Annotated in this window: 25 protein-coding genes and 2 tRNA genes; 7 read left to right on the forward strand and 20 right to left on the reverse strand. The window is 63.4% G+C overall.

The window, feature by feature from the left end:
* Nucleotides 1-2 precede the first annotated feature (2 nt).
* Nucleotides 3-617 (reverse strand): translesion DNA synthesis-associated protein ImuA, encoded by a 615-nt coding sequence (gene imuA, locus FXN65_RS21290; RefSeq protein ID WP_151136142.1) that lies wholly within the window; start codon nt 615-617, stop codon nt 3-5.
* Nucleotides 618-822: 205 nt separating this feature from the next.
* Nucleotides 823-2,436: a M28 family metallopeptidase gene (locus tag FXN65_RS21295; protein WP_151136144.1), complete on the reverse strand. Its 1,614-nt coding sequence runs from the start codon at nt 2,434-2,436 to the stop codon at nt 823-825.
* A 283-nt stretch (nt 2,437-2,719) separates the two neighbouring features.
* Here FXN65_RS21295 and FXN65_RS21300 point away from each other — a divergent pair, with 283 nt between their 5' ends.
* On the forward strand, nt 2,720-3,421 hold the full coding sequence (locus FXN65_RS21300) for an SOS response-associated peptidase (RefSeq protein ID WP_151136146.1): 702 nt from the start codon (nt 2,720-2,722) through the stop codon (nt 3,419-3,421).
* A gap of 24 nt (nt 3,422-3,445) precedes the next feature.
* On the opposite strand, the gene FXN65_RS21305 is transcribed toward FXN65_RS21300, so the two are convergent.
* Nucleotides 3,446-3,688 (reverse strand): hypothetical protein, encoded by a 243-nt coding sequence (locus FXN65_RS21305; protein WP_151136148.1) that lies wholly within the window; start codon nt 3,686-3,688, stop codon nt 3,446-3,448.
* A 305-nt stretch (nt 3,689-3,993) separates the two neighbouring features.
* Between FXN65_RS21305 and FXN65_RS21310 the strand changes: the two genes are divergently transcribed.
* Nucleotides 3,994-4,380 (forward strand): hypothetical protein, encoded by a 387-nt coding sequence (locus FXN65_RS21310; protein ID WP_151136150.1) that lies wholly within the window; start codon nt 3,994-3,996, stop codon nt 4,378-4,380.
* A gap of 54 nt (nt 4,381-4,434) precedes the next feature.
* On the opposite strand, the gene FXN65_RS21315 is transcribed toward FXN65_RS21310, so the two are convergent.
* The 4 genes from FXN65_RS21315 to dapA all read right to left on the reverse strand — a co-directional run bounded on the left by FXN65_RS21315 (nt 4,435) and on the right by dapA (nt 7,665).
* Nucleotides 4,435-4,524, reverse strand: a tRNA-Ser gene (locus FXN65_RS21315).
* Between the two features lie 159 nt (nt 4,525-4,683).
* Nucleotides 4,684-5,553, reverse strand: a complete 870-nt coding sequence (locus FXN65_RS21320; RefSeq protein ID WP_151136152.1) for a phosphoribosylaminoimidazolesuccinocarboxamide synthase — start codon at nt 5,551-5,553, stop codon at nt 4,684-4,686.
* Nucleotides 5,554-5,648: 95 nt separating this feature from the next.
* On the reverse strand, nt 5,649-6,767 hold the full coding sequence (bamC, locus tag FXN65_RS21325) for an outer membrane protein assembly factor BamC (protein ID WP_151136154.1): 1,119 nt from the start codon (nt 6,765-6,767) through the stop codon (nt 5,649-5,651).
* Nucleotides 6,768-6,786: 19 nt separating this feature from the next.
* On the reverse strand, nt 6,787-7,665 hold the full coding sequence (dapA, locus tag FXN65_RS21330) for a 4-hydroxy-tetrahydrodipicolinate synthase (protein WP_151136156.1): 879 nt from the start codon (nt 7,663-7,665) through the stop codon (nt 6,787-6,789).
* 178 nt (nt 7,666-7,843) lie between these two features.
* Here dapA and FXN65_RS21335 point away from each other — a divergent pair, with 178 nt between their 5' ends.
* Nucleotides 7,844-8,401, forward strand: coding sequence for a glycine cleavage system protein R (locus FXN65_RS21335; protein WP_151136158.1), 558 nt, complete (start codon nt 7,844-7,846; stop codon nt 8,399-8,401).
* A gap of 13 nt (nt 8,402-8,414) precedes the next feature.
* On the forward strand, nt 8,415-8,888 hold the full coding sequence (locus FXN65_RS21340) for a peroxiredoxin (RefSeq protein ID WP_151136160.1): 474 nt from the start codon (nt 8,415-8,417) through the stop codon (nt 8,886-8,888).
* Nucleotides 8,889-8,965: 77 nt separating this feature from the next.
* Here the strand turns inward: FXN65_RS21340 and FXN65_RS21345 are convergent, their stop codons facing one another.
* Both FXN65_RS21345 and FXN65_RS21350 read right to left on the reverse strand, forming a co-directional pair.
* Nucleotides 8,966-10,039, reverse strand: coding sequence for an AI-2E family transporter (locus FXN65_RS21345; RefSeq protein WP_151136162.1), 1,074 nt, complete (start codon nt 10,037-10,039; stop codon nt 8,966-8,968).
* Between the two features lie 37 nt (nt 10,040-10,076).
* Complete coding sequence (locus FXN65_RS21350) at nt 10,077-10,328, reverse strand: sulfurtransferase TusA family protein (RefSeq protein WP_151136164.1); 252 nt, start codon at nt 10,326-10,328, stop codon at nt 10,077-10,079.
* Between the two features lie 158 nt (nt 10,329-10,486).
* On the opposite strand from FXN65_RS21350, the gene FXN65_RS21355 reads away from it, so the two are divergent.
* A complete protein-coding gene (locus FXN65_RS21355) occupies nt 10,487-11,920 on the forward strand; it encodes a M48 family metalloprotease (RefSeq protein WP_151136166.1) in 1,434 nt (477 codons plus the stop codon).
* A 57-nt stretch (nt 11,921-11,977) separates the two neighbouring features.
* Here the strand turns inward: FXN65_RS21355 and nadA are convergent, their stop codons facing one another.
* The 3 genes from nadA to FXN65_RS21370 form a co-directional block, all read right to left on the reverse strand.
* The gene (nadA, locus tag FXN65_RS21360) at nt 11,978-13,036 is read right to left on the reverse strand and encodes a quinolinate synthase NadA (protein WP_151136168.1); all 1,059 of its coding nucleotides are present in this window, start codon (nt 13,034-13,036) and stop codon (nt 11,978-11,980) included.
* 373 nt (nt 13,037-13,409) lie between these two features.
* The gene (locus FXN65_RS21365) at nt 13,410-13,703 is read right to left on the reverse strand and encodes a hypothetical protein (RefSeq protein WP_151136170.1); all 294 of its coding nucleotides are present in this window, start codon (nt 13,701-13,703) and stop codon (nt 13,410-13,412) included.
* Nucleotides 13,704-14,028: 325 nt separating this feature from the next.
* The gene (locus FXN65_RS21370; RefSeq protein WP_151136172.1) at nt 14,029-14,670 is read right to left on the reverse strand and encodes a response regulator; all 642 of its coding nucleotides are present in this window, start codon (nt 14,668-14,670) and stop codon (nt 14,029-14,031) included.
* Nucleotides 14,671-14,951: 281 nt separating this feature from the next.
* On the opposite strand from FXN65_RS21370, the gene FXN65_RS21375 reads away from it, so the two are divergent.
* Nucleotides 14,952-19,250, forward strand: a complete 4,299-nt coding sequence (locus FXN65_RS21375) for a response regulator (RefSeq protein WP_151136174.1) — start codon at nt 14,952-14,954, stop codon at nt 19,248-19,250.
* Between the two features lie 36 nt (nt 19,251-19,286).
* On the forward strand, nt 19,287-20,432 hold the full coding sequence (locus FXN65_RS21380) for an ATP-binding response regulator (protein ID WP_151136176.1): 1,146 nt from the start codon (nt 19,287-19,289) through the stop codon (nt 20,430-20,432).
* Nucleotides 20,433-20,511: 79 nt separating this feature from the next.
* Here FXN65_RS21380 and FXN65_RS21385 read toward each other — a convergent pair.
* The 8 genes from FXN65_RS21385 to tolR form a co-directional block, all read right to left on the reverse strand.
* Nucleotides 20,512-20,587 (reverse strand) — tRNA-Lys (locus FXN65_RS21385).
* A 58-nt stretch (nt 20,588-20,645) separates the two neighbouring features.
* Nucleotides 20,646-21,320 carry a 7-cyano-7-deazaguanine synthase QueC gene (gene queC, locus FXN65_RS21390; protein WP_151136178.1) on the reverse strand — a complete coding sequence of 225 codons (675 nt, stop codon included), beginning with the start codon at nt 21,318-21,320 and terminating at the stop codon, nt 20,646-20,648.
* Nucleotides 21,321-21,389: 69 nt separating this feature from the next.
* Complete coding sequence (gene queE / locus FXN65_RS21395) at nt 21,390-22,037, reverse strand: 7-carboxy-7-deazaguanine synthase QueE (RefSeq protein WP_151136180.1); 648 nt, start codon at nt 22,035-22,037, stop codon at nt 21,390-21,392.
* A gap of 126 nt (nt 22,038-22,163) precedes the next feature.
* Entirely contained in the window at nt 22,164-22,988 is an 825-nt protein-coding gene (ybgF, locus tag FXN65_RS21400) for a tol-pal system protein YbgF (protein WP_151136182.1), read from the reverse strand.
* A 6-nt stretch (nt 22,989-22,994) separates the two neighbouring features.
* Nucleotides 22,995-23,492: a peptidoglycan-associated lipoprotein Pal gene (gene pal, locus FXN65_RS21405; RefSeq protein ID WP_044871477.1), complete on the reverse strand. Its 498-nt coding sequence runs from the start codon at nt 23,490-23,492 to the stop codon at nt 22,995-22,997.
* Between the two features lie 56 nt (nt 23,493-23,548).
* Nucleotides 23,549-24,853 carry a Tol-Pal system beta propeller repeat protein TolB gene (gene tolB / locus FXN65_RS21410; RefSeq protein WP_151136184.1) on the reverse strand — a complete coding sequence of 435 codons (1,305 nt, stop codon included), beginning with the start codon at nt 24,851-24,853 and terminating at the stop codon, nt 23,549-23,551.
* The gene (gene tolA, locus FXN65_RS21415) at nt 24,850-25,890 is read right to left on the reverse strand and encodes a cell envelope integrity protein TolA (protein WP_151136186.1); all 1,041 of its coding nucleotides are present in this window, start codon (nt 25,888-25,890) and stop codon (nt 24,850-24,852) included. Before tolA ends, tolB begins: the two co-directional genes overlap by 4 nt.
* Nucleotides 25,890-26,348 (reverse strand): protein TolR, encoded by a 459-nt coding sequence (gene tolR / locus FXN65_RS21420; protein ID WP_151136188.1) that lies wholly within the window; start codon nt 26,346-26,348, stop codon nt 25,890-25,892. Before tolR ends, tolA begins: the two co-directional genes overlap by 1 nt.
* Between the last annotated feature and the right edge of the window lie 15 nt (nt 26,349-26,363).

Genomic DNA, 26,363 nt, shown 5'->3' on the forward strand with positions numbered 1-26,363 from the left:
CATCACCGGGACAGGGCGATCGGCGCCGCGGGTGGCAGGCCGCCCCGGCACTTGAGCACCCGCAGCTGCGCCGGCCAGCCGTCGACGGCAATGCGCAAGGCCGCCGGCGAGGGGTTCAGGGCGGCATCCAGCGGACGGTAGGCGAAGGCCAGGGTCTGGCCGGTTTCGGCGGCCACCTGCAGGCGACGCAGGGCACGATCATCGGCCTGTTGCGGCCAGCACAGCACCGCTGCGCAACTGCCGGAGCGCAGGCATTGCTCGGCCGCCCAGAGGGCATCGCGGCCGCTGGCCTCCACCAGCGCCAGCCAGCGCAGGTCAACGCCGGCAGCCTGCCAGGCCTGTGGATAAGGGATATGCGGCGGCGCCACCAGCACCACACGCTCGGCGCTGGCGGTCAGCCGTGCCAGTGTGGGCCAGAGCAGACGCAACTCGCCCAGGCCCGCGGCCGGAACGAGGATTTCACTGAGCGCGGCCTCAGGCCAGCCACCGCCGGGCAGGACCCGGTCCAGGACGTCGAGGCCGGTGGGCTGCTCGCTGCCAGCCAGCAGAGCGCCGGGCTGTCCCTTCCAGACCCGCCGTTCGTTGAGCAGGGCATCGAGGGCTACGACGGCGCCCATCAGCTCGGCCCGTTAGCGGAAGAGAAAAACGGCAGCCCCGGGGCGGGGCTGCCGAAAGGGCCAGGAACAATCATCAAGGCCATCAGGGGAAATCCTACGGATACTGTATTTATATACAGTAAATCGCAGAGACTTCCTACGGTCAATTCAGAAAAGACGGAAGGCCTGCGAAAGCACGAAACTCCGCAGGCCCGCCGCCCTTCCGTCATTTCACGAAGTGATTACCCCAGCGCTCGGCCTGGCGCACCGACTGCACACGCAGGGTTTTGGCACCCTTCGCCTGCTCGGCGGCAGCGGCGATCTCGTCGTCGATGATCTTCGTCGACAGCGACAGCCAGCTGGTGGCGAAGGCCATGGCGTCCCCATTGATCTCCAGGGCGTTCAGGTCGATGTTGGCGGTGGTGTCGCAGCCCTGGTGGTAGCAGGGATCGAAGGGCTGGCCGGCGGCGCCGCCGTACTTCTGCGCCTGCTCTTCGCTCTTGATGTCTTCGGCGCCGGTGAACAGGCCACCGAAGGGAATGCCCACTTCGAAGAACTGCGCGTAGTCGGAGCGGAAGTCGATCTGGGTGCCTTCGGCAGGCTCGCCACGCAGCTTGAAGTAGGCCTCGAAGAGACGCTCGATGGCAGCCGAGCCGGGCGGGCCCTGCAGGCCGAAGGAAGAGCCGTCGCCGTCATAGATGAAGTTGCCGAAGTTCGGCGAACCGATCATGTCGAAGTTCAGGTACGCCTTGATCTTCTTGCGTTCCTCATCGCTCAGGCTGTTGACGTAGAAGGTCGAGCCCACCAGCCCGGACTCCTCCGCGCCCCACCAGGCGAAACGCACCTTGTTCTGCGGGTGCGCCTTGCGCAGCAGCACGGCCATCTCCAGCAACGCCGCGCTGCCCGAGCCGTTGTCGTTGATGCCGGGGCCCTCGAACACCGAATCCAGGTGTGCGCCGGCCATGACCACGTTCTTCGGATCACCGCGTCGGGTTTCGGCCACCAGGTTGAAGGTCTGCGTCTTCTCGCGGATCACATCCGCCACCATGCGCAATTGCAGGCCGGGGGTCTGGGACCAGGCCACGCCGTTGTCATAGGTGGCGAACAGCGCCGGGATGCCGCCCTCGTAGGTGTCGCCCAGGGTGACGTTTTCCAGGCCCTTGCGCTCCTCGGTATTGCCCTGGTTGAAGATGATCACGCCCGCCGCACCCGCCGCCGCGGCGTTCTCCGCCTTCAGCTCGAAGTTGCAGCTGCCGCGCTGGACCAGGGCGATGGCGCCACTGGGGAATCCGGTGAAATCCTCCGCTTCGCAGCCGCTGGTGGAGGTATTGCCGGCGCCGAGGGACAGGTCCACCGGTACCACCGGGGCGCTGACGTCGCCGGCATCGGTCTGCGACAGGTAGTTGAAGTCCTCCTCCCAGACGTATTCCGCCGGTTGCGGCGTCAATGCCTGCAGGGTGCCCGGTCCCTTGGGAAAGTAGGCGGTGAAGGGGAACGGCTGTACCCGCACCTGGTAGCCGGCGCGCTCCAGGGTCTGCTTCACGTAGTCGATCGAGGCCTGGTAGCCCGGCAGACCGGCAGCGCGATTGCCATCGTTGAGGGTGGCGATGTCCTGCAGCTCCTGCAGGCGGTGCATCACGTTGCTCGCCTGCAGACACCGCGGCAGTCCCACGGGTGTGCCAACCAGCACCGGTGATTTGCAGAGAGCGGGGTTGGGTTTGCCGGGACTCCAGTAATCGCCGAAGGCATCGCCTTCGGGCGCCGGGGCGGCAAGGGTGGAAGTGGAAACGGCTAGAACCAGGGAACCAACAACACGTCTGACGTTGTTCTTGTGGGTCATGACTTCAATCCTTTTGAAGTGGTTGTAGGCGGCCTGCCGTGGCATTGCGCCACTGTCCTGTACGGCATCCTCGGGAACAGGCCTGAGAGAACAGACTGGCGCAAGGTCATTCGGTTCTTCCGGGCATGTGTAAAAAACGTGCACTTTGTCGCCTTTTTCGCAGCAAATTGACGGAGATAGGCCACTGAATAGCCATCAAAAAGATGGCCACCTCATATCACCAGCCCGTACGGCAGGTGCGTAGGTTCTATGCTGAAGGCATCCCCCGATACAGGAAGCAGCCATGTGCGGCCGCTACGTCAGCCCCTCCGATCGCGCCATCGAAGACTATTGGCACATCGGCGCACGGGAATCGGGGCGCTGGATCCAGAGCTTCAATGTGGCCCCCACCAGCCAGGTGCCGATGCTGCGCCTGGATGAACAAGGGGGGTTGGAACTGGTGCCGGCGCGCTGGGGCCTGATCCCCTCCTGGTGGAAAGAGGCGAAGCCGCCGACCATGTCCTTCTTCGCCCGCAGTGAAGAGGCTGCCGGCAAGCCCCTGTGGCGCCAGAGCTTGCGCAGCCACCGCTGCCTGATGCCCGCCCATGGCTGGTACGAATGGAACCCGAATCAACAGGTACGCAACGCCAGCGGCCGCCTGGTCCACCAGCCCTACTACCTCTACAGCCCGAACGACCGGCTCCTGGCCATCGCCGCCATGTGGGCCACCTGGACCGGCCCGGAAGGACAGGCCATCACCTCGTGCGCCCTGCTCACACGGGAAGCCGCACCGGCCATTCGCGCCATCCACCAGCGCATGCCGGTGATACTGCCGCCGGAACAGTTCGCCTTGTGGCTGGACCCCGAAACGCCGGGCGAACAGGTGCAGCAGGTCATCGCCCAGGCACGCGATGACTTCACCGGGCACGCGGTTTCCACACGGGTGAACAGTGCACAGAACGATGACGAGGGATTGATCGAGGCGATTGCCGAGCCAAGCCTCTGAAGGTGCCTGCCCGCCGAAGGTGTTCTACTCGCCTGCCACCAATCGCAATCGGGCGGGCGTCGACGTTCGCACGTCGATATACGAATAGAGGGTCGTGTACGCGCTGATGGCTATCCGTTCAGCCACCAATAGCCGCTCGAACTCCATCATCTGGTCATCCGACCAAGGGACTGCTGCTTCTTCCAGGAAAGCCACCATTGAGATGTGCGCGGCAGAAACATTGAGCGAGAGCCGGCGCAGCTCCGCCCAGTAAACCGGTTCGATCACGAATCGCTCCTGGTGCATCACGCTTCCAGATGCACATGATTAGCAATAGCGTACCAACTTCAAGCTCGCCAGCCGGGAACGAGAAATCCGGTGAACGGCATTTGCAGCCCCACAAACGGACCTCTTCAAGACCAGCGCCCTTTCGTTCGCCCGATGCCGGCATACACTTGTTCCGCACAGGCAGCGGCCAACCGGGGGAGGATTCCCGCCCCCTTCGTCGACGGCCTCCGCTCCCAGGCGCCCTGCCCCAACGGCTAACCGACGACAAGCCGGGTAGCCAAATGCACCTGCCTGGAGCAACAGCCATGAAAACAATCCACCCTGGCCACCCTTCGGCTTCATTCCTCGGCGGCAGTGTCCTGATCCTTTCCACCCTGCTGATCGCAACAGGCTGTGCGCAGAACCCCGATATCAGAAGCAGCCGGGACGGTACGTCCGGCATCACCAGCCGAGCCAATTCCGACTACGTGGATTGCGTGAAAGGTGGCATTCGGCACGACGCCCAGACGTTCACCTCGGAAGAGAACGGCAAGACCCTTCTCTTCGTCGGCAGCACCGATCCCGACAAGGCCTCGGGGCTGGTCGAACTCTCCGACAGCCAGGGACAGAAGCAGTTCTCCGTCTTCCAGCGCAACGCATGGCAGGACAAGGGCCGGCTGATCAATGCGGCGATAATGTGCTCCAACTCCTGAGCCACTGAAAGCAAAAAGCCCCGCAGACCAAGGTCTGCGGGGCTTTTCTGGATATGGCGGGAAGATAGGGATTTGAACCCTAGGTGCCATTGCTGACACAACGGATTTCGAATCCGTCCCGTTCGGCCACTCCGGCATCTTCCCGAACGGCGCGCATGATACCAGCTGAAAGGCCATTGGCGAAGCCCGTCGGGGAGATTTTTTCGCGTGGTTTCAGATGGTTGCGGTGCGAGAGGGATCGCTGCGCGATCCTTGGCGAATGAGTTCGCCCCTACAGGGAGGGGCGAATTGCGGGTGGAGCGATCAGGACGTCAGCTTGGTCAGGGCTTCGCGGTACTTGTCGGCGGTCTTCTGCGCGACTTCGGCGGGTACGGCGGGCGCCGGAGGTTCCTTGTTCCAGCCGGTGGACTCCAGCCAGTCGCGGACGAACTGTTTGTCGAAGCTCGGCGGGTTCTTGCCTTCGACGTAGCTTTCCACCGGCCAGAAACGGCTGGAGTCAGGGGTCAGCACTTCGTCCATCAGGGTCAGGGTGCCGTCTTCGTCAATGCCGAACTCGAACTTCGTGTCGGCGATGATGATGCCGCGGGTGGCGGCGTATTCGACGGCGGTGGTGTACAGGGCGATGGCGGTGTCACGGACCTTGGCGGCCAGTTCCTTGCCGATGATGGCTTCGCACTGCTCGAAGGAGATGTTCTCGTCGTGGTCGCCGACGGCGGCCTTGGTCGAGGGGGTGAAGATGGGCTGCGGGAGCTTGGAGGCTTCCTTGAGGCCAGCCGGCAGCTGGATGCCGCAGACGGTGCCGGTCTTCTGGTATTCCTTCCAGCCGGAGCCGACGATGTAGCCGCGCACGATGGCTTCGACGGCGACGGGCTTCAGGCGCTTGGCGACCACGGCACGGCCCTCCACCAGGGGCAGTTCGGCGGCGGGAACCACGTCTTCCACCTTGTCGCCGGTGAAGTGGTTGGGCACGACGTCCTGGAGCTTGTCGAACCAGAAGTTGGAGATGGCGGTGAGGATCTTGCCCTTGTCGGGAATCGGCTGCTCGAGGATCACGTCGAACGCGGAAAGGCGATCAGTGGCGACCATCAGCATGCGCTTGTCGTCGATTTCGTAAAGGTCGCGGACCTTACCCGAGTAGATCTTCTTCAGGCTGAGGGTGGTGGGTGTGCTCATGTCGTTTTCCGCCTTTATCAAACGAAACAGGCGAAACCCGGGGGTTTCGCCTTGTTGTTTCCACGATTCGCCGCGGTGCGGCGTACCTCTTGCTCTTAGCCGAGGTTTTCCTGGATCAGGGTCAGCACGCGGCGCGCCACATCGGCGGGAGCCACGGTGTTGATGTCCTTCTCCACGGTGACCTGGACGCTCTCGCCAACGCGGGTCAGGCGAACCTGGTAACGCTCGGCGCGGGCTTCGATCTCCTCCTCGCTGGGGTCGCTGCCCCAGAGGCTGGCGAAGAAGCCGGGTTTCTCGTCTTTCTTCACGGCGCCTTCGGCGAGGTTGATGTAGTAGACGCCCAGGCTGCGGTTCAGGTCGTCGACGCGAACGTCGGCGGTTTCCAGGGCGCGGCCGACGCTGGACCAGGAACGGTCGAAGTCGGCACCAAGGCTGAGCATGGGGTTGCCGTTGCCGTCCTCGGACAGGGTCACGCGGCTCGGAGCGTCGAAGTCGCGGGCGGCGAGCAGGGACACGGAACCGCCTTGTTCGGCACTGCGCGCCATGCTGGCGAGCATTTCATCCAGCAGCGCGGCTTCCAGGCTCGGGCTGTCGGAGCGGCTCGGCCAGCCGGTGTCGGCGGTGCTGCCGGCCGGACGGGAGGTGGTCAGGACGAAGATTTCGCTGGTATTGCGCTGCACACCCGGCTCGATACGCACACGGGCGCGGATTTCGCTGTCCGGCTCGACACCGCTGACGCGACTGCCCAGGCGACGGGCCAGGGGACCGGAGAGCTGGTCGAGGCGCTGCCAGTCGGTACTGAATTCACCGGTCTGCGGACGTTCGTCGGCGATGCGGAAGCCGCCGTCTTCGAAGAACTGGCGAGCTACCGGCCAGACTTCGGCCGGCACGCGCTGGGCAACTACCCAACGGGAGTCGCCGCTCTTCTGCAGGCTGTAGTCGCTGACTTCGCCCTTGGCCTGGAGTGCCTGTGGGCGCGGTACTTCGAATTCACCTTCGGCGCGGCTGGCGGCGACGTTCATCGGCACCGGCAGCAACGGGTCGAGACGCTTGGCGTCGACATTCGGCGGGAGCTGCATGGGTGCAGTCTGGCGCGATTCGAGATAGTCGCTGCCGCGGTCGCGGAAGTAGCCATCTTGGCCCCAGAGCCAGCCGCAACCGCTGGTGCTGGAAATGATCAGGGCGAGTGCGGAGAGTCCGGCCAGTCGCTTCATGCGGATTGTTTCCTTGGAATTAGGCCAGTACGCCGGTCTGGCGCATGGCTTGACGCAGAGGCTCGTGGCAACGCGGGCTGAGCCAGGTGAGCGGCAGGCGGATGCCGTCCGGGATCAGACCCATTTCGTGCAGGGCGAACTTCACGGGGATCGGGTTGGACTCGATGAACAGAGCCTTGTGCAGCGGCATCAGCTTGTCGTTGATGGCGCGGGCGGCTTCGGCCTCGCCACGCATGGCTGCGGCGCAGAGATCAGCCATGGCGCGCGGAGCGACGTTGGCGGTTACCGAGATGTTGCCCTTGCCGCCCATCAGCATCAGCTCGACGGCGGTGGCGTCGTCACCGGAGTAGACGAGAAAATCCTTGCTGACGCGGTTCAGTACTTCCTGGCCGCGCTGCAGGTCGCCGGTGGCTTCCTTGATACCGATGATGTTGCTGATCTTCGACAGGCGCTCGACGGTCTCCGGCAGCATGTCGCACACGGTGCGGCCCGGTACGTTGTAGAGGATCTGCGGGATGGCCACGGCTTCGGCGATGTGGCGGAAGTGCTGGTACAGGCCTTCCTGGGTCGGCTTGTTGTAGTACGGGGTCACCAGCAGGCAGGCATCGGCGCCGACTCGCTTGGCAGCAGCGGTGAGTTCGACCGACTCACGGGTGGAGTTGCCACCAGTACCGGCGATCACCGGGATCCGGCCATTGACCTGGTCGACCACTCGGCGGATCACTTCGACATGCTCGGTGACATCCAGCGTGGCGGACTCGCCCGTAGTGCCGACGGCGACTATGGCGTTGGTGCCCTCTTGAAGATGGAAGTCAACGAGCTTGGAGAGGCTGTCCCAGTCCAATTGACCCTGCGCATCCATGGGCGTAACCAGTGCCACCATACTGCCCGCAATCATGCAACCGCTCCTGCCGGAAAAAGAGAGCCGTAATGGTACTGTCGGCTCTGGCCTTGCACAAGGTGAACGCAAGCGCCGTCAGGCGGTTGCGGCATTTCCCTCGGCGACGCTTTTCGCTAACCTTCCCTGTTTGAACAGCGCGGCCCTGGCCGCCCTCCCCTCGTTTTAGGAATGCTGCATGTCCACCACCCCGCCCCGCGAACAATTCCTCTTGATCAGTGCCCTGGGCCGCAACCCGATGGAGCTGACCAACGTGCTGTGCCGAGCCAGCCAGGAAAACCGCTGCGCCGTGGTCAGCAGCCGCCTGACCCGCCACGGCGAATTCAGCGCCCTGGTGCTGCAGATCTCCGGCAGCTGGGATGGCCTGGCCCGCCTGGAATCGGGCGTGTCGGCCCTGTCCAAGCGCCATGGCTTCACCGCCAACATGACCCGCAGCCACGCCATGGAGATTCGTCCCCAGGCCCTGCCCTACGTGGCCTACGTCAGCGCTGCCTATCGCCCGGACATCCTCAACGAGCTGTGCCAGTTCTTCATCGACCATCGCGTCGAGCTGGAAAACCTCACCTGCGATACCTACCAGGCGCCGCAGACCGGCAGCACCATGCTCAATGCCACCATCACCGTGACCCTGCCCGCGGGCACCCAGATCAGCTGGCTGCGCGACCAGTTCCTGGACTTCGCCGACGCCCTGAACCTGGATGCGCTGATCGAGCCCTGGCGTCCGCAACACCCCTGAGGAGCCCCGAAACATGGCCGTTTCCCTGAACCAGCCCGTCGTCGATTTCACCGCCCAGGCCACCAGCGGCGTGGAAGTCAGCCTGTCGGCCCTCAAGGGCAAGCAGGTCGTGCTGTATTTCTATCCGAAGGACAGCACCCCCGGCTGCACCACCGAAGGCCAGGGCTTTCGCGACCAGCACCAGGCCTTCCTGGCGGCGAATACCCTGATCTTCGGCGTCTCCCGCGATGGCATGAAGTCCCACGAGAACTTCAAGTGCAAGCAGGAGTTCCCCTTCGAGCTGATCTCCGACAAGGACGAATCCCTCTGCCAGCTGTTCGACGTGATCAAGCTGAAGAAGCTCTACGGCAAGGAATACATGGGCGTTGACCGCAGCACCTTCCTGATCGGCGCGGACGGAGTGCTGCGCCAGGAATGGCGCGGCGTGAAGGTCCCGGGCCATGTGGATGCGGTGCTCGCCGCCGCCCAGGCGCTGAACAAGGGCTGATCACCCGTGAATGAAAAAGGCCGCGATTGCGGCCTTTTTCATTTGGGCTGGGAGAGGTAGGAGCCCGATCGACGGGGCTATCCCCCTGCGGCCACATTCCCGGGGCCTGCGCGAGGCCAGGCGTCCAGCACGGCCTTGCACAGGGTGGCCAGCGGAATGGCGAAGAACACCCCCCAGAACCCCCAGAGCCCGCCGAACAGCAGCACGGCGCAGATGATCGCCACCGGGTGCAGGTTCACCGCCTCGGAGAACAACAGCGGCACCAGCACATTGCCGTCCAGGGTCTGGATCACGGTGTAGACCACCATCAGGTAGATGAACTGGTCGCTCCAGCCCCACTGGAACAGCGCGATCAGCGCTACCGGCACGGTCACCACCACGGCGCCGATGTAGGGCACCACCACCGAAAGCCCCACCAGCAGGGCCAGCAGCGCTGCATAGTTGAGCCCCAGCCAGACGAAGGCGACATAGGTGACTCCGCCGCAGATGACGATCTCGATCACCTTGCCACGGATGTAATTGGCAATCTGGGTGTTCACCTCGTCCCAGACCTGGGTCATCAACCCGCGCTCGCTGGGCAGGTAGCCACTGAACCAGCGCCCGATCAGTTCCCGGTCCTTGAGGAAGAAGAACACCAGGATCGGCACCAGCACCAGGTAGATCATGATGTTGACCAGCAGCGGCAGGCTGGACAGGGAGAAGGTCAGCGCCCACTGGCCGAACTTGGCCACTTCACTGCGAGTGACTTCGATGGCCCTCAGCACCTGCTCGTCGGTCACGACATGGGGGTAACGCTCGGGCAGGAGCAGCAGCAGCGACTGCCATTCAGCGAGCATGCCCGGCAGTTCCTGGAACAGGGTGCTGACCTGCTGCCAGAGCAGCGGCACCAGGACGCCGAGGATCAGCGCCAGGGCGCTGATGAAGAGGGTGAAAACAATCCAGACCGCGAAGGTCTGCGGCAGCCGCAGGCGTTCCAGCAGGTTGACCATCCCCTGCATGAGGAAGGCCAGCACCATCCCCGCCAGCACGGGGGCGAGCATGTTGCCGAGGGTGAGGACGGCGGTGAAGCCGAGAACCAGAACCACAGCCAGCACCACGGCTTGTTCATCCGAGAAGTAGCGCTGGACCCAGTCGCGAAGCACCTTGAGCATCAGAGTTCCTTGGATGGCCCGCCGCGCGGGCCCTGTGTCAGGCCTTTCGCAGCCAGTAGCGGAATACGCCGTCTTCGACCTCTTCTCGCAGCAACTGGTGCCCGGCCAGTTGCGCGAAGGCACGGAAATCCCGCTGGGAGCCGGCATCGGTGGCGATCACCTTGAGCACCGCACCGCTTGGCAGCCGGTTGAGTTCGAGCTTGGCCTTGAGCAGGGGCAAGGGGCAATTGAGGCCGCTGGCATCCAGCTCGACGTCGAAGGCTTCGGCTCGACTGGCGGTGTCAGTCATGATGGTTCTCCGGGGAAAGGTGCCTGGCGGCTCGCTCGGGAAGGTCGCGTGGCGATAATACTTGAGCGGATGGTTAGGATAGCGAAGGTGGAGCGCCGCTGGCCAGCCGGCGCCGCTGGAGGCTACATTTAGGCCTTTGCCGCCAACGAGCCCAGTGCATGAATCTTCTGCGCCCTACTCTGCTGACGCTTGCCTGCTTCCTCGCTACACCCGTCATGGCTGACGACCTGCCTTCGCTTGGGGACTCCAGCTCTTCCATCGTTTCCCCGGAACAGGAACACCAGCTCGGCCGCGCCTGGCTGAGCCTGCTGCGCGGCCAGGTGCCGCAACTCGACGACCCGCAGCTCAAGGACTACGTGGAATCCAGCGTCTATCGCCTGGCCGAGACCAGCCAGCTGCAGGACCGGCGCCTGGAGTTCGTCCTGCTCAACAGCCCCCAGTTGAATGCATTCGCCGCGCCGGGCGGGATCATTGGCGTCAATGGCGGCCTCTTCCTCTACGCCCCCACCGAAGCCGAATACGCCTCGGTACTCGCCCACGAACTGGCGCACTTGTCCCAGCGCCACTTCGCCCGTGGCGTGGAGGCCCAGCAGCGCATGCAGGTGCCGGTGATGGCGGCCATGCTGGCGGGTATCGTCGCCGCCGCGGCCGGTGCCGGTGATGCCGGCATGGCCGCGATCATGGGCACCCAGGCCGCGGCCATCCAGGAGCAACGCCGCTTCTCCCGGCAGAACGAACAGGAAGCCGACCGTATCGGTCTGCTCAATCTGGAGAAGGCCGGCTATGACCCGCGCGCCATGCCGCGCATGTTCGAGCGCCTGATGCGTCAGTACCGCTACGACGCCAAGCCGCCGGAATTCCTCCTCACCCACCCGGTGACCGAGAACCGTATCGCCGACACCCGCAACCGCGCCGAGCAACTGCCGCCCGGAGGTGTCGAGAACAGCCTGCGCTACCAACTGATGCGCGCCCGCGTGCAACTGATGTTCGAGGAAACCCCGGGGATAGCCGCCAAGCGTTTCCGCGCCATGCTCGACGAAGACCCGAAACTGGATGCGGCCCGCTATGGCCTGGCCATCGCCCAGATCAAGGGCGGCCAGCTCAACCAGGCGCGGGATAACCTCGCGCCCCTGCTGGCCAAGGCCCCGAACGAGATCGTCTACAACCTGGGCCAGGTGGATCTGGACATCACCGCCAACCGTCTGGCCGAAGCCCAGCAGCGCGTCGACCGGCTGCTCGCCCAGTACCCCAACAACTACCCGCTGAAGCAGATGCGCAGCGACCTGCTGCTCAAGCAGAACAAGCCGAAGGACGCCGAGAAGGTGCTCGACGGTCTGCTCAAGAGCCGGCCGAACGACCCGGATGTCTGGTACCAGGTGGCCGAAGTCCGCGGTCTGGCCGGCAACACCATCGGTCTGCACCAGGCTCGCGCCGAGTACTTCGCCCTGGTGGGGGATTTCGACCAGGCGATCGAGCAGCTGGGCTTCGCCAAGCGTCGTGCCGGCAGCAATTTCCCGCTGGCCGCGCGCATCGACGCCCGCCAGCAGGAGCTGATCCAGCAGCAGCAGATGGTCAAGCAGATGATGCGCTGATCAGGCCCCGGAAAATGAAAAAGCCCGGACAGGTCCGGGCTTTTTTCTGGGCGGGAATCAGGCGTTGCCGGCCTGTTTGAGGCGTGCAGCCTGGGTGAAATCCAGCATGCGCTTGAGCGGTTTCACAGCCCGGGGGATCAGCGCTGGTTCTACGAATATCTCGTTGGTGCCTTCACGCAGGCACTGCAGGGTGCGCTCCAGGGTGTTCATCGCCATCCACGGGCAGTGGGCGCAGCTGCGGCAGGCCGCGCCGTTGCCAGCGGTGGGTGCTTCGATGAACTGCTTGTCCGGGCACAGCTGCTGCATCTTGTAGAAGATGCCGCGATCGGTGGCGACGATGAAGGTCTTGTTCGGCAGGGTCTGTGCAGCCTTGATCAGCTGGCTGGTGGAACCGACCGCGTCGGCCAGTTCGATCACCGCCTCGGGGGATTCCGGGTGCACCAGTACCGCGGCATCCGGGTACAGGGCCTTCATGTCTTCCAGCTGCTTGGCCTTGAACTCCTCGTGAACGATGCAGGCACCGTCCCAGAGCAGCATGTCGGCGCCGGTTTCACGCTGGATGTAGCGGCCCAGGTGCTGGTCCGGCGCCCAGATGATGGTTTCGCCGTTGTCCATCAGGCTCTCGACGATCTCCAGCGCGCAGCTGGAGGTCACCACCCAGTCCGCGCGGGCCTTCACGGCCGCCGAGGTGTTGGCGTAGACAACCACGGTGCGCTCGGGATGCTGGTCGCAGAAGGCGGAGAACTCATCGACCGGGCAACCCAGGTCCAGGGAGCAGGTGGCTTCCAGTGTGGGCATCAGCACGCGTTTTTCCGGATTGAGGATCTTCGCGGTCTCGCCCATGAAACGAACGCCGGCGACGACCACGGTCTGCGCCGAATGCTGGTTGCCGAAACGGGCCATTTCCAGGGAGTCGGAAACGCAACCGCCGGTTTCCTCGGCCAGCGCCTGGATCACCGGATCGCAGTAGTAGTGGGCGACCAGCACGGCATCGCGCGCCTTCAGTTCGGCGGCGATGGCGGCACGGTAATGCGCCTCTTCCTCGGCCGTCAGCTGTTTGGGCTGCTTGGCGGCAAGATGGGCCTGGACCAGAAAGCGTTCGGAAAGCTGTGTCATGGGAGCTGAACCTGCGAGCGCGTGGCGCAAAGACATTGTACACCCGCCCCTTCTGGCTCGGACGCCAGCGGGAGAGGGCGCGGATCATAACGCAGATTTGGCGGCTCCGGGACAACCCTGACAATCACCGTCCGTCCCCTGCCCCGGTAACATTTCTCCTTATCATTTGCCTGCCTTCCCCCCGAAAACAGGCAATAAAAAGGCCCGCCTCGAAAAGGCAGGCCTGGACCAGCTACGCCTGTACCACTCCCTTCACCTGACCTGGCGCGCTCCGCGCTGGCACGGTCCCAGGGACTCCCGAAGTCCCAACATCAACACCAACTCGACCAGTGCCGGGCTCCCCCGGGCGCGGCCGTCTTGCAAAACAACAGGCCTATCGCCGTCCCTTCATGCAAACCATGGCCAGATACCCTCCAAAAATCACACTCGCCAGAGCGACCAGCTGGTCGAAGTCAAAATCGCTCTGGTTTCCCAGCATCAGTGAAAACTCGATGGACAGGCACATCGCGCCCGCCGCCAGAGCCAGCAGATATGCATTGCTGGTCCTGGTCCGCCGCAGCAGGAGCACCTTGCTCATGCCATAGGCTTTCCACTCCCGGCTTGGCATGCACTGGATTTCCTCCAACAGCACCAAACCCCACAGCAGGGCACACAGCCAATAACCCATCGTTCACCCTCCAGCTTGCTTATTCCTTGACTCGTTCCAGGCAGGACGTCCCACGTCTGGCCCTACCCTGATGCCGAACGATTTCACTGGCGCAAGTATCAGCGCGAGGACGAACCCGGCACTTTCCGTGTCGGTGATTCCGAATCAATAGTTCAAGGTTGCTGAAGATGGCCTTCCCACCAGCCACGGGATTCAGCAATGGGGGCCACTATGCGGAAGACGCGCAAACGCGGGTATCGTCGTTAGCGCGCACCTGCTGTCGTGGAATCGGCCAATGACGTGTAGGGGTTCGACTACAGGCCAAGGGATGGCACAGGCTTGAGACTTAGGTCAGCAGGCCGTTCTCCAGGGCATAGCGGGCCAGCTTGGCGTTGCTGTCCAACCCGGTCTTTTCCAGGATGCGCGCACGGTAGGTCGTGACAGTGCTCGGGCTCAGGTGCAGGAGTTCGGCGATACGGACGATCCGCTCCCCCGACGCGAGCAGCTTCAGCACTTCGAGCTCGCGGTCCGACAGGGATTCGTGGGGAGCAGCGCCACCGCTGCCAATGGCGTTGAGGAGCTTTTCCGCCAGTTCCGGAGTGACGTGCTTGCCGCCCTGGGATGCCTTGCGCACCGCATCGACCAGGGTGGACGCGGAGATGTCCTTGGTGAGGTAGCCCGCGGCGCCCTGCTTGATGGCCCGCAGGGCGTAGGCCTCGATCGAATGCATGCTGAGCATCAGCACCGCCATGCCGGGCTTCTCGGTACGCATCATGCGCAGCAGATGCAGGCCGCTCTTGTCGGGCAGGCTGATGTCCACCACTGCGACATCGAAATCCTGGGCCTGGACCAGCCGCATCGCTTCCTGGGCGGATTCCGCTTCACCGGTGACGTCGATCTCGCCGGCAGTTTCCAGCATGCGCCGCACGCCGCTGCGCACGATGCTGTGGTCGTCCACCAGGAGAACCCTGGTTCTGCGGTCATTCATCTGACGCCTCTGGGCAGGCATCTGCCCTGCAGATTCAGCTTTACCGACATTTCACACTATCCCTGCGGCCGGTACCCGGCAAGCAGCACCGCCGGGCGGCGGAAACGCCCGTCCCCGCGACCAGCCTGCCCGGCAGCTATATTTTCAGGATGCGCACACGGGCACCGTCCCGGGTGAGTTCCAGTCCGGGGCAGCTCTACCCTGGCGCCAGCGCATCCTGCCGACGCAAAACGCTCCGGGAGAAGGATTCATGTCCGACATCGATCCTGGCGGAGCAGACCATGGCTAGAGAGACGCCACCCGAAACACTGGACCTGGCGACCTTGCTCGCGACCCTCAGGGCATTTCGCAAGGGCGACTTCAGGGTGCGCATGCCGGACGACTGGACAGGGACGCCAGGCAAGGTCGCCGACACGCTCAACGAGATCATCGACGTGGCCGCCGACACCGTCGGTGAGCTCGAACGCGTGGCACGCCTGGTGGGCAAGCAGGGCAAGGTCCACGAGCGCGTCCAGCTGCCGATGCTCCGCGGTTCCTGGCGCACCATCGCCGAGTCGAGCAATGCACTCACCAATGACCTGATCAGCCCCATGAGTGAGATGACCCGCGTCATAGGCTCGGTGGCCGACGGCGACCTGCGCCAGCGGATGCCCACGGAGTTCGACGGCCAGAAGTTGAAAGGGCAGTTCCTCAAATCGGCGGAGACCGTGAACACCATGGTGACGCGCCTCGGCGCCTTCACCGCCGAGGTGACTCGCGTAGCGCGTGAAGTCGGCACCGAAGGCATCCTCGGTGGCCAGGCCAAGGTCCCGGGCGTTTCCGGAACCTGGGGCGACCTGACCGACTCGGTCAACCGAATGGCCGCCAACCTCACCAACCAGGTACGCAACATCGCCGACGTGACCACGGCTGTGGCGCGCGGCGACCTCGGCAAGAAGATCACGGTGGAAGCCAAGGGCGAGATCCTCGAACTGAAGAACACCGTCAACACCATGATCGACCAGCTCTCCACCTTCGCCGACGAGGTGACGCGGGTGGCCCGCGAAGTGGGCACCGACGGCAAGCTGGGCGGCCAGGCCACCGTGACGGGCGTCGGCGGCACCTGGAAGGCGCTCACCGACTCGGTGAACAGCATGGCCGCCAACCTCACCAACCAGGTACGCAACATTGCCGACGTGACCACGGCCGTGGCCAAGGGCGATCTCGGCCGCAAGATCAGCGTGGAAGCCAAGGGCGAGATCGTCGAGTTGAAGAACACCATCAACACCATGGTCGACCAGCTCTCCAACCTCGCCGACGAGGTGACGCGGGTGGCCCGCGAGGTGGGCAGCGAGGGCAAGCTGGGCGGCCAGGCCCAGGTGGTCGGGGTATCGGGAACCTGGAAGGACTTGACCCAGAACGTGAACTTCATGGCGGCCAACCTCACCAACCAGGTGCGCGGCATCGCCAAGGTAGTGACCGCGGTGGCCAACGGCGACATGAAGAAGAAGCTCACCCTGGAGGCCAAGGGCGAGATCGCCGAACTGGCCGACACCATCAACGACATGACCGACACCCTGGCGCTGTTCTCCGAGCAGGTCACGTCGGTGGCGCGGGAAGTGGGCGTCGAAGGCAAGCTGGGGGGCCAGGCCAACGTGCCCGGAGCCGCCGGCACCTGGCGCGACCTCACCGATAACGTCAACGGCCTTGCCGCCAACCTGACCAGCCAGGTGCGCGCCATCGCCGATGTGGCCACTGCCGTGACCAAGGGCGACCTGACCCGCGAAGTACAGGTGGAAGCCAAGGGCGAAGTCGCGGAGTTGAAGGACAACGTCAACGAGATGATCCGCAACCTGCGCGAAACCACGCGGCAGAACGCGGAACAGGTCTGGCTGAAGGCGAACCTGGCGAAGTTCACCCGCCTGCTTCAGGGCCAGCGCGATCTGTACGCCGTCGCCAGCCTGGTGCTGTCCGAGCTGGCGCCACTGATCGAGGCCCAGCACGGCGTCTTCTACATGATGACCGAGGCCCCGCCCGATGCGCCGAAGCTCAAGCTGCTGTCCACCTACGCCTTCAAGGAAAACATCAACGTCAACGACGAATGGCGCCTCGGCGAAGGTCTGGTAGGACAGTGCGCCTACGAGAAAAGGCGCATTCTCCTCACGGAGGTTCCCAGCAGCTACGTAGCCATTTCCTCCGGGCTGGGCGCGGCCGCACCACGGAATATCGTCGTGCTGCCGATCCTCTTCGAGGACAAGGTGAAGGCAGTGGTAGAGATGGCCTCGCTCACCGCCTATAGCACTATCCATCAGCACTTCCTCGAGCAGCTCGCCGAATCCATCGGAATCGTCCTCAACACCATCGAAGCCAACATGCGCACCGAGCAACTGCTGGCGCAGTCCCAGTCACTTGCCGAGGAGCTGCGAAGCCAGCAGGAAGAGTTGAAACAGACCAACGAAGAGCTGGAATACAAGGCTCGCTTGCTGGAAGAACAGAAAGCCGAAGTCGAGAGCAAGAACCGCGAAGTGGAAACGACCAAGCTGTCGCTTGAGGAAAAGGCCGAGCAGTTGATGCGGACGTCCCGGTACAAGTCCGAGTTCCTCTCCAGCATGTCCCACGAGCTGCGGACTCCCTTGAACAGCTTGCTGATCCTGGCCCAGCAGTTGAGCGAGAACACCGAACGCAACCTCACGCACAAGCAGGTGGAATACGCCCGGACCATCCATGGCGCGGGCAAAGACCTGCTGGAACTGATCGACGAAATTCTCTACCTGTCCAAGATCGAGTCCGGCACGGTGACCCTGGAGCTCGACGAAACCCTCTTCTCCGACCTGCACAATCAGATAGAACGCACTTTCCGGCCCGTGGCCGAGAGTCGCGGCCTGGCGTTTACCATCGATCTGGCGCCCACCCTGCCCTCCCGCATCTGGACCGACAATAAACGCCTGCTGCAGGTGATCAAGAACCTGCTGTCCAATGCCTTCAAATTCACCGATAGCGGAAGCGTCGGCCTCAGCATCGTGCCCGCCACGTCAGGCTGGAGCGAGGACCATTCCGAACTGAATGAAGCGGACTCGGTGGTGGAGTTCGTGGTCACCGATTCGGGTATCGGTATTTCCGCCGACAAGCAAAGCATCATCTTCGAAGCCTTCCAGCAGGCTGATACCGGTACGTCGCGCAAATACGGCGGCACCGGCCTCGGCCTGTCGATCAGCCGGGAACTGGCACGACTGCTGGGCGGTGAGTTGAAGCTGCTGCACAGCGAGGCCGGCAAAGGCAGCAGTTTTGCCCTGTTCGTTCCGGTGCGGGCCCATGAGGTGAGCCAGCAATTTCCCGAGGAGCCGCTGGTCACCACCGACGTCGTGGCACCGCCGCCGCTGCTGGCCCAGGAGCCCCAGACAACCGATGACCGAGAGTCCACAGAACCCGGGGACCGCGTGCTGCTGATTCTCAGCGCGGATGCACTCCTCACCGCAACATGGCTCACCACCAGTCGCCAGCAGGGTTTCAAGGGCGTAGTCAGCCCCCGCGGCGCCGACGCGATGGAGTTGATCGAGCGCTTCGACCCGGCGGGCATCGTCCTCGATCTGGATGTCCCAGACATCGACGGCTGGCTGGTGCTCGAACAGATCAAGCTCCAACTCGCGACCCGACACATCCCGGTGCTGGTCGTTGGCAACGAGGACAAACACGTACAGGGCCGTCGCCTGGGTGCCTTCAGCTACCAGGTCAAACCCTTGCCGGAGAGCGACGCCCGGCAGGCGCTCGTCGCACTCGTGAAACACTCCCAGCGCAAGGGCAGGAGCCTGCTGGTCGTCGAGAGCGACGAAGGCCAGCGCGCTCGCATTCTCGACCTGCTCGGCGACGGCAATGTGCAGTTGGAAGCGGTGGTCGGAGACGAGGCCCTGAAGCGGCTGGCAAGGAAACGCTTCGACTGCGTGGTGGTGGGTCTGGGGTCCAGCGGCGCCCAAGGGATCGAATTGCTCGAAGCAGTGCTGGAGATGTACACGGCCCGCGATCTGCCAATCATTGTCTTCGGCGGCAAAGACCTCAAAAGGGCGGAGCGCAAGCGTCTGGGCGCGTTAATCAATCGTGGAGTGATAAAGGAAGTCCGTTCGCTGGAGCGCATGCTCGATGAAGCGACGCTGTTCCTGCACCGGGCCGCCTCAGGCTTGCGCGAGCCGCAGCGAAGGGTGCTGGAACGGCTGCACAAGGCCTCGGAGAACCTGGAAGGCCGCAAGGCGCTGGTGGTGGATGACGACGTGCGAAACATCTTCGCCCTGACCAGCGTGCTCGAGGCCAATCGCATGCAGGTGATGTCGGCGGAAAACGGTCGTGCCGCCATTGAATGCCTGCAGCAGCACCCGGACATCGACATCGTGCTGATGGACATCATGATGCCGGAGATGGATGGCTTCGAGACCATGCGCCAGATACGTCGACACAAGCAGTTCGAGGCCCTGCCCATGATCGCGCTGACCGCCAAGGCGATGAAGGGCGACCGGGAGAAATGCATCGACGCCGGTGCATCGGACTACGTGAGCAAACCGGTGAATACCGAGCAGCTCCTGTCATTGATACGCAAATGGCTCTATCGCTGAAACCCTGCGAGCCACAGGTAAGGGCAGGTATCCGACATGGGAACCGACCCGCGAGAAACACCCGTATTCCGGGAAGGCGCCCAGCGTCGCCAGCTGACACCACCTGACGGGGTGCCTGCATCCATCCTGCTGGTGGATGACAACCCGGCCAAGCTCACGGCACTCGCGGCCGTGCTGGCTGACCTGGGCCTGGATATCAGCACCGCCTCCTCGGGACGGGATGCCCTGCGCCTGCTGTTGCAACGGGATTTCGCCGTCATCCTGCTGGATGCGCGAATGCCGGGAATGGATGGATTCGAGACTGCGAGCCTCATCCATGGCCGTCCAAAATCGGCACACACCCCCATCATCATCATCACGGCGGAAGTGGGTTCGGATGCCGAGCGGATTCGCGGCTATGGCTCCGGGGCGGTGGATTTCATCTTCTCGCCGATCCTGCCCGAAGTGCTGCGCGCCAAGGTCCGCGTGTTCGTCGACCTCTTCTACCTGCAACGCAAGCTGGCGCTCCAGGCCGAGGAACTCTTCAATTCGAAGCGTCAACTGCGCGACCTCGCCAATTACGAGGAGCAGATCAGGGAAGAAGAGCGCAAGCGCATCGCACGGGAGGTCCACGACCAGCTGGGGCAGAGCCTTTTGGCCTTGCGGATGGATGTTTCCCTGCTGCAGGAGCGTGCGGAAATCCTTCCCGAGGACCTCAGGGAAAGAATCAGCGACGCGATGAATCACATCGACACCGCCATCCGTAGCGTGCGCGCGATCATCAATGACCTGCGCCCGCCTGTGCTCGACCTGGGTCTGCAGGCGGCCATCGAATGGCAGCTCGAAGAATTTCGCCAGCGCACCGGCATCGCTTTCACCTTGCAGGTCCAGGGCGACGACTATCACTCCGATCAGGACGACAAGCGGGCGACCACGCTGTTCCGGATCGTTCAGGAAGCGCTGTCCAACGTCACCCGCCACGCACAGGCAACCCAGGTAGAGGTGGAGCTGAAACAGCGCGACCAGCGGTTGCAGCTTCGCATCGCGGACAACGGCATCGGCATGCCGGAATGCCGCAAGGCGGATTCCTATGGGCTGGCCGGCATGAAGGAGCGCATCGGTATGCTGGGCGGGGAGATCGCCATTTCCAGCACTCCGGGCGAGGGAACGACCCTGACCATCACCATGCCGCTCGATGCTTGAACGGCAATGCCGCAGACGGTGTCGGGGCGGTAAAAAAAAGCCCACCTGATTCCAGGTGGGCTTTTCGATCTTGCGAATCTGGTGGGTCGTGTAGGATTCGAACCTACGACCAATTGGTTAAAAGCCAACTGCTCTACCGACTGAGCTAACGACCCAACGCGAGGCGCATGATACTGATTTTATTCAGGAATTCAACACCCCTGTGAAAAAATTTTACTGATAGCGAGTTGGGTCCTCGACACCAGCTGCAACGAAGCCTGCTGCACGCAGCCGGCAGCTGTCGCATTTACCGCAGGCGCGGCCTTCGTCATCCGCCTGATAGCAGGAAACAGTGAGACCGTAATCGACACCGTGGCGGACGCCTGCCTGGACGATCTCAGCCTTGCTCAGGTTCTGCAGCGGCGCCTGGATGCGAAAGCCATCCCCTTCCACGCCGGCCTTGGTGGCCAGGTTGGCCATGCGTTCGAAGGCCTCGACGAACTCCGGGCGGCAATCCGGGTAGCCGGAGTAATCCACCGCATTGACGCCGATGAAGATATCGCGCGCGCCCAGGACCTCGGCCCAGCCCAGGGCCAGCGAAAGGAACACCGTATTGCGCGCCGGCACGTAGGTCACCGGGATGCCCTCGGTCGGGCTCTCGGGAACATCGATGGAGGTATCGGTCAGGGCCGAGCCACCAATGCCGTTGAGGTTGAGGCCAATCACTTTGTGCTCCACCACACCCAACTGGTGGGCGACACGCTCCGCCGCTTGAAGCTCGGCGCGGTGCCGCTGGCCGTAATCGAAACTCATGGTGTAGCAGGCGTAGCCCTCGGCACGGGCCAGGGCGACCACGGTGGCCGAGTCCAGGCCACCGGACAACAGGATGACCGCTTTCTTCTCGCTCATGGGATATCCCTCGAAATCAGCCTGTCGCACACACCATGCGCAGACAGGCAAGGTGAAGATCGTGCCGGATCAGTGACCCGGCTCGTCGTTCCAGAGGATCTTGTGCAACTGCAGTTGCAGCCGCACGGGCAGGTTGTCGGCCACGATCCAGTCAGCCAGGTCGCGGGCGCTGACTTCCTTGTGGCTGGGCGAGAACAGCACCTCGCCGGCTCGCTGATCAAGGCGGTACTCGATCAGCTTGGACACTGCCCAGTCATAGTCCTCGCGGGAGCAGATGACGAACTTCACCTGATCGTTGGTCGTCAGGTGGGCAATGTTCTCGTAGCGATTGCGGCCGACTTCGGCGGAGCCCGGGGTCTTGAGATCGACCACCTTGCTCACCCGCGGATCCACGGCGGACACGTCGAGCGCGCCGCTGGTCTCGATGGAAACCTCGTAGCCGGCGTCGCACAGGCGCTGCAGCAGCGGGATGCAATTGGGCTGGGCCAGCGGCTCACCGCCGGTGACGCAGATGTAGCGGGGCTTGTAGGCAGCGACGCGTTCGAGGATGGCGTCGAGCGCCATGATCTCACCGCCACTGAAGGCATAGGCGGTGTCGCAGTACTGACAACGCAGGGGGCAGCCGGTCAGGCGCACGAAGACCGTCGGCAGGCCGGCGGTACGTGTTTCCCCCTGCAACGAGTAGAAAATCTCGGTAATTCGCAGGGTTTGATGCATATCAGCCACGGGCGTGACGGCTAAACAGGCCATCCGCCTCCGTTGCGGGATTGAAGATTGGAGGTCGGCGATTCTAACGAAAAAACCCGCGCCTGGCGCGGGTTTTCGTGAACCGGAGGTCCTGGATCAGGGCAGGCGCTGCAGGTCGCGCTGAGCCAGTTGGGCGGCCGAGCTGCCCGGGAACTGGCTGATGACCTGCTGGAGGATGGTCTTGGCCTTGTCGGCATTGCCCAGGCGCTGCTCGACATCCGCCAGCTTGTACAGGGAGTCAGGCACCTTCGGGTGCTGCGGATAGGCCTGGCCGACACGGGCAAAGGCCTGGCTGGCACCTTGCAGGTCGCCCTTGGCAAGGTTCACTTCGCCCAGCCAGTACTGCGCGTTGCCGGCGTACTGGCTGTTGGGGTACTTGCGCAGGAAGGCGTTGAAGGCCTGGCTGGCCTTGTCGAAGTCCTTCTGCTTGATCAGGTCGAAGGCAGCGTCGTAGTAGAGCTTTTCCTTCGCGGGGTCACCCGGCTCGCTGCTGGCAGCCGGTTGCTGCGCGGGAGCGGCGGGAGCGCCGTTGGCAGCGGGTGCACCAGCGGCAGGAGAATTCGGGGCTACCGGTGCGCCAGCGGCGGCACCACCGGAAAGACGGCGATCGAGGTCCTGATAACGCTCCAGGCTTTCCTGCTTCAGGCGCTGGATTTCGTACTGCTGCTCCTCGAGCATGCCACGCAGGCGAGTGATCTCTTCCTGCATCTGCTGGAGCTGCATGAACAGCTCGCCCTGCGCGGAGACGGGGGCCGCGGGGGCCCCTGTCCCGGCGTAGGCAGCGCCAGTCGTACCGTAACCGGCCGGCGGATAACTACCGCCGTAACCGGCGTCGTTGTCCACCACGGGAACCTCAGCCAGTGCCGCGAACGGCAGACCGGCGAGGGCCAGGAAAGTCAGAGCACGACTGGACTTGCGCATAGCGAATTACTTACGCAGTTCTACGCGGCGGTTTTGCGCCCAGGACTGCTCGTCGTTGCCAGTGGCAACCGGACGCTCTTCGCCGTAGGAAACCAGTTCCAGCTGAGCCGGGGAAACGCCCTGCAGAACCAGGTAGCGCTGAACGGCCTTGGCACGACGCTCGCCCAGAGCCATGTTGTACTCACGGGTACCACGCTCGTCGGTGTGGCCTTCCAGGACAACGCGGTTGCCGTTGGCCTTCAGGTCCTTGGCGTGTACGTCCAGAGCGCGCATGGCTTCCGGCTTCAGGTCGGAGCTGTCGTACTCGAAGTAGAAGGTGGTGATAGCGCGCAGAGCGGCTTCTTCGCTCATGCTGCCGTCTACACCGCTGCCACCGGCGTTGTAGCCAGCGTTCGGGTCAACAGCACCTTCGCCAGTGCCTTCGCCGCCTTTGGACGAGCAACCAACAGCTACGGCCATGGCCAGAGCGAGAGCGGCAAATTTGCCGAATTTCAGCATTTCCATCATGTAACTCCTAATGAACCCCAGGTGTGTTTAGCAAAGGTATTTTTTGGACCGCTTCAGTTCAGGTACGGCGACCAGGACGGTTCGCGAATGTCGCCCTGAACTGTGGGAATCGGGACTCGTACGCGCCCGTTTGTAGACACGAGCATCAGCACGCCGCCCCCCTGCTGGCGAGTTGCGTAGATTAGCATGGTGCCATTAGGCGCAACAGTGGGAGAGTCGTCCAGCGTGGTGCCGGAAAGGATGCGCGGAGCGCTGCCCGAGCGGGTCAGATCCTGGGCGGCCACCTTGAAGTTGGTGAAGCCGTCCTGACGGTGGATCATCACCAGCATCTTCTCGTCAGCCGAGAGTTTCGGGTTGGCGTTGTAGTTGCCCACGAAGGTCACGCGCTGCGGCTCGCCACCGTTGATGTTGGCCTTGTAGATCTGCGGCTTGCCGGCACGATCCGAGGTGAAATAGATGGTCTGGCCATCGGCGCCCCAGAAGGGCTCGGTGTCGATCGCCATGTTGTTGGTCACGCGACGCATCTGGCGGCTGCCCAGGTCCATCACGTAGATCTCCGGGTTGCCATCGCGGGACAGTACGAACGCCAGGCGATTGCCTTCCGGCGACCAGGCCGGAGCACCGTTCAGGCCCTCGAAGTTGGTGATCTGCTCGCGGCGACCGGTGTCGATGTGCTGGACGAAGATGCGCGGACGCTTCTGCTCGAAGGACACATAGGCGATACGACGGCCATCCGGCGCGTAGCGCGGCGACAGGATCGGCTCGCGGGATTGCAGCAGGGTCACTGCACGCTGGCCGTCATAGTCGGAACGCTGCAGGGTGTAACGGGTGTTGTTCACCGAGAAGCGCTCTGCGGTCACGTAGAGCATGCGGGTGGAGAACGCGCCCTTGATGCCGGTGAGCTTTTCGAACGACTGGTCGGCGATGTAGTGCGCCATGTCACGCAGCTGGTCGGTGGAGCCGCTGACATTGCCAGCCATGACCTGCTGCTCGGTGGTGACGTTGAACAGGGCGAATTGCACCTGCAGGCGGCCACCCGCCGGAACGACGCTGCCTACCAGCACGTACTGGGCGCCCAGGGCCTTCCAGTCGCGATAGATCACTTCGCTGGCCTGGGTCGGCAAGCTGATCATGTTCTGGCGCGGAATCGGCTCGAAGTACCCGGAGTTGCGCAGGTCATTGCCAACCACCTCGGAAATATCGGTGGGCAGCACGGTGCCGCCCTGCCAGCCAAAGGGCACCACGGCGATCGGGGTCGCCCGGTCGGTACCGCTGGTGATCACCAGCGGGTCAGCGGCCTGGACAGAGCCGACCAGCATGGCGACTCCGATCAGGACGATACGAATCAGGGTTTTCACAGACCTAAATCCTCCGGTTTGAAGATGATGCGGCGCTGCCTGTACATCTGGTCAAAGGTAGCGCGGTCCAATTGTTGCATTTCGGGGATGCGGCCAACGCTGCGGACCGCACTCACGGCCGAGCTGTCGAAGGGCGCATCGCCGCTGGAGCGGGTGACACTGGCGTTGGTGATGGTGCCGTCGGGCAGCATCTCGATCAGTACCTCTACGCTCATGCCGTTACGTGCCGATGGCGGACGGCGCCACTGCTCGCTGACCAGTTTGATGATCAGGTCATCGAGACTGCCTGCAACCTGATCGCCGACTTCGTCGGCCAGGGCCTGCTGATGCCCCACATCTTCGGACAGCAACTCGGCAAGGGCCGCGGCCTTCTTGTCTTCGGCAGCCTTGCGCTTGGCTTCTTCCGCCGCTTTCTTCTTCGCGGCGTCAGCAGCAGCCTTCTTCTTCGCGTCTTCTGCCGCCTTTTTCTTGGCTGCCTCGGCTGTCGCTTTTTTCTTCGCCTCTTCGGCGGCCTTTTTCTTGGCCTCTTCAGCAGCTTTCTTCTTCGCCTCTTCGGCCGCCTTCTTCTTGGCTTCCTCTTCGGCTTTCTTCTTGGCGAAATCGGCCTGTTTCTTCTCTTCGACCTTTTTCGCTTCTTCGGCTTTCTTGGCTTCGGCTACCTGCTTGGCTTCCTCGGCCTTCTTCGCCGCTTCGTCGGCCTTTCGAGCCTCCTCGGCTTTCTTTTGTTCCGCGGCCTTGGCCGCCGCCGCTACCTTCTGCTCCTCAGCCTTCTTCTGCTCCAGCTGCTCGGTCTCATACTGAGGAGCAGTGGTCTGCTTCTTCTCGCCGGCGATCTTCTGGTTGGTCTGGGTAGTGGCCTGGCTCTGGGATTTGAGCTGGTACAGGGTGGCCTGCACGATCGGCCGGGACGGCGGCAATTCCGGGGTGAAGGCGAAGCTGACGAACAGCATGCCGAACATCAGGGCGTGCAGGGACACAGCCCAGATGGTCGGCCAGAAGTAGCTTTCCGAGGAGGAGCGTTCGCTCTGCTGCTGCATCAGGGCGCCTCGGTGATCAGCCCGACGTTGGCCACGCCGGCCTTCTGCAGGCCGCCCATCACCGCCATCACGGCGCCGTAGTCGACCGTCTTGTCGCCACGGACGAAGACCTGCACGGTCTTACCCTGGCGGCTGTTCTCGGCCATGATGCCGGAGGCCGCCTGGACCAGCTGGTCGAGGGAAACCGAGGTTTCGCTCTTGCGGGTCTGGTCGGTCTGCACCTCTTCGCCCATGTTCCAGTAGTAGGACTTGTCGGCCTTGATGGAGATGGTCAGGACGCGGGCATTGTTGTCCTGCGGCAGGGCCTCGCTGGAGACCTTCGGCAGGTCGACCTTGACGCCCTGGTTGAGCATGGGCGCGGTGACCATGAAGATCACCAGCAGCACGAGCATGACGTCGATGTAAGGCACGACGTTCATCTCGGCGACCGGTTTGCGTTTTTGGCGGATTCTGGCCATTGCTTGAAACCTTTC

It is taken from the genome of Pseudomonas lalkuanensis (genome assembly GCF_008807375.1).
Taxonomy (GTDB): Bacteria; Pseudomonadota; Gammaproteobacteria; order Pseudomonadales; family Pseudomonadaceae; genus Metapseudomonas; species Metapseudomonas lalkuanensis.

What these genes read in the sequence shown, in the direction of transcription:
- FXN65_RS21340 (WP_151136160.1), top strand. Translation starts at nt 8,415, where the DNA reads ATGGCCGTTTCCCTGAACCAGCCCGTCGTCGATTTCACCGCCCAGGCC.
- FXN65_RS21350 (WP_151136164.1), bottom strand. Translation starts at nt 10,328, where the DNA reads ATGACTGACACCGCCAGTCGAGCCGAAGCCTTCGACGTCGAGCTGGAT.
- FXN65_RS21370 (WP_151136172.1), bottom strand. Translation starts at nt 14,670, where the DNA reads ATGAATGACCGCAGAACCAGGGTTCTCCTGGTGGACGACCACAGCATC.
- FXN65_RS21295 (WP_151136144.1), bottom strand. Translation starts at nt 2,436, where the DNA reads ATGACCCACAAGAACAACGTCAGACGTGTTGTTGGTTCCCTGGTTCTA.
- tolR (WP_151136188.1), bottom strand. Translation starts at nt 26,348, where the DNA reads ATGGCCAGAATCCGCCAAAAACGCAAACCGGTCGCCGAGATGAACGTC.
- tolA (WP_151136186.1), bottom strand. Translation starts at nt 25,890, where the DNA reads ATGCAGCAGCAGAGCGAACGCTCCTCCTCGGAAAGCTACTTCTGGCCG.
- FXN65_RS21345 (WP_151136162.1), bottom strand. Translation starts at nt 10,039, where the DNA reads ATGCTCAAGGTGCTTCGCGACTGGGTCCAGCGCTACTTCTCGGATGAA.
- ybgF (WP_151136182.1), bottom strand. Translation starts at nt 22,988, where the DNA reads ATGCGCAAGTCCAGTCGTGCTCTGACTTTCCTGGCCCTCGCCGGTCTG.
- bamC (WP_151136154.1), bottom strand. Translation starts at nt 6,767, where the DNA reads ATGAAGCGACTGGCCGGACTCTCCGCACTCGCCCTGATCATTTCCAGC.
- FXN65_RS21375 (WP_151136174.1), top strand. Translation starts at nt 14,952, where the DNA reads ATGGCTAGAGAGACGCCACCCGAAACACTGGACCTGGCGACCTTGCTC.
- imuA (WP_151136142.1), bottom strand. Translation starts at nt 617, where the DNA reads ATGGGCGCCGTCGTAGCCCTCGATGCCCTGCTCAACGAACGGCGGGTC.
- pal (WP_044871477.1), bottom strand. Translation starts at nt 23,492, where the DNA reads ATGGAAATGCTGAAATTCGGCAAATTTGCCGCTCTCGCTCTGGCCATG.
- FXN65_RS21380 (WP_151136176.1), top strand. Translation starts at nt 19,287, where the DNA reads ATGGGAACCGACCCGCGAGAAACACCCGTATTCCGGGAAGGCGCCCAG.
- FXN65_RS21310 (WP_151136150.1), top strand. Translation starts at nt 3,994, where the DNA reads ATGAAAACAATCCACCCTGGCCACCCTTCGGCTTCATTCCTCGGCGGC.
- dapA (WP_151136156.1), bottom strand. Translation starts at nt 7,665, where the DNA reads ATGATTGCGGGCAGTATGGTGGCACTGGTTACGCCCATGGATGCGCAG.
- FXN65_RS21365 (WP_151136170.1), bottom strand. Translation starts at nt 13,703, where the DNA reads ATGGGTTATTGGCTGTGTGCCCTGCTGTGGGGTTTGGTGCTGTTGGAG.
- nadA (WP_151136168.1), bottom strand. Translation starts at nt 13,036, where the DNA reads ATGACACAGCTTTCCGAACGCTTTCTGGTCCAGGCCCATCTTGCCGCC.
- FXN65_RS21300 (WP_151136146.1), top strand. Translation starts at nt 2,720, where the DNA reads ATGTGCGGCCGCTACGTCAGCCCCTCCGATCGCGCCATCGAAGACTAT.
- queE (WP_151136180.1), bottom strand. Translation starts at nt 22,037, where the DNA reads ATGCATCAAACCCTGCGAATTACCGAGATTTTCTACTCGTTGCAGGGG.
- FXN65_RS21335 (WP_151136158.1), top strand. Translation starts at nt 7,844, where the DNA reads ATGTCCACCACCCCGCCCCGCGAACAATTCCTCTTGATCAGTGCCCTG.
- queC (WP_151136178.1), bottom strand. Translation starts at nt 21,320, where the DNA reads ATGAGCGAGAAGAAAGCGGTCATCCTGTTGTCCGGTGGCCTGGACTCG.
- FXN65_RS21320 (WP_151136152.1), bottom strand. Translation starts at nt 5,553, where the DNA reads ATGAGCACACCCACCACCCTCAGCCTGAAGAAGATCTACTCGGGTAAG.
- FXN65_RS21355 (WP_151136166.1), top strand. Translation starts at nt 10,487, where the DNA reads ATGAATCTTCTGCGCCCTACTCTGCTGACGCTTGCCTGCTTCCTCGCT.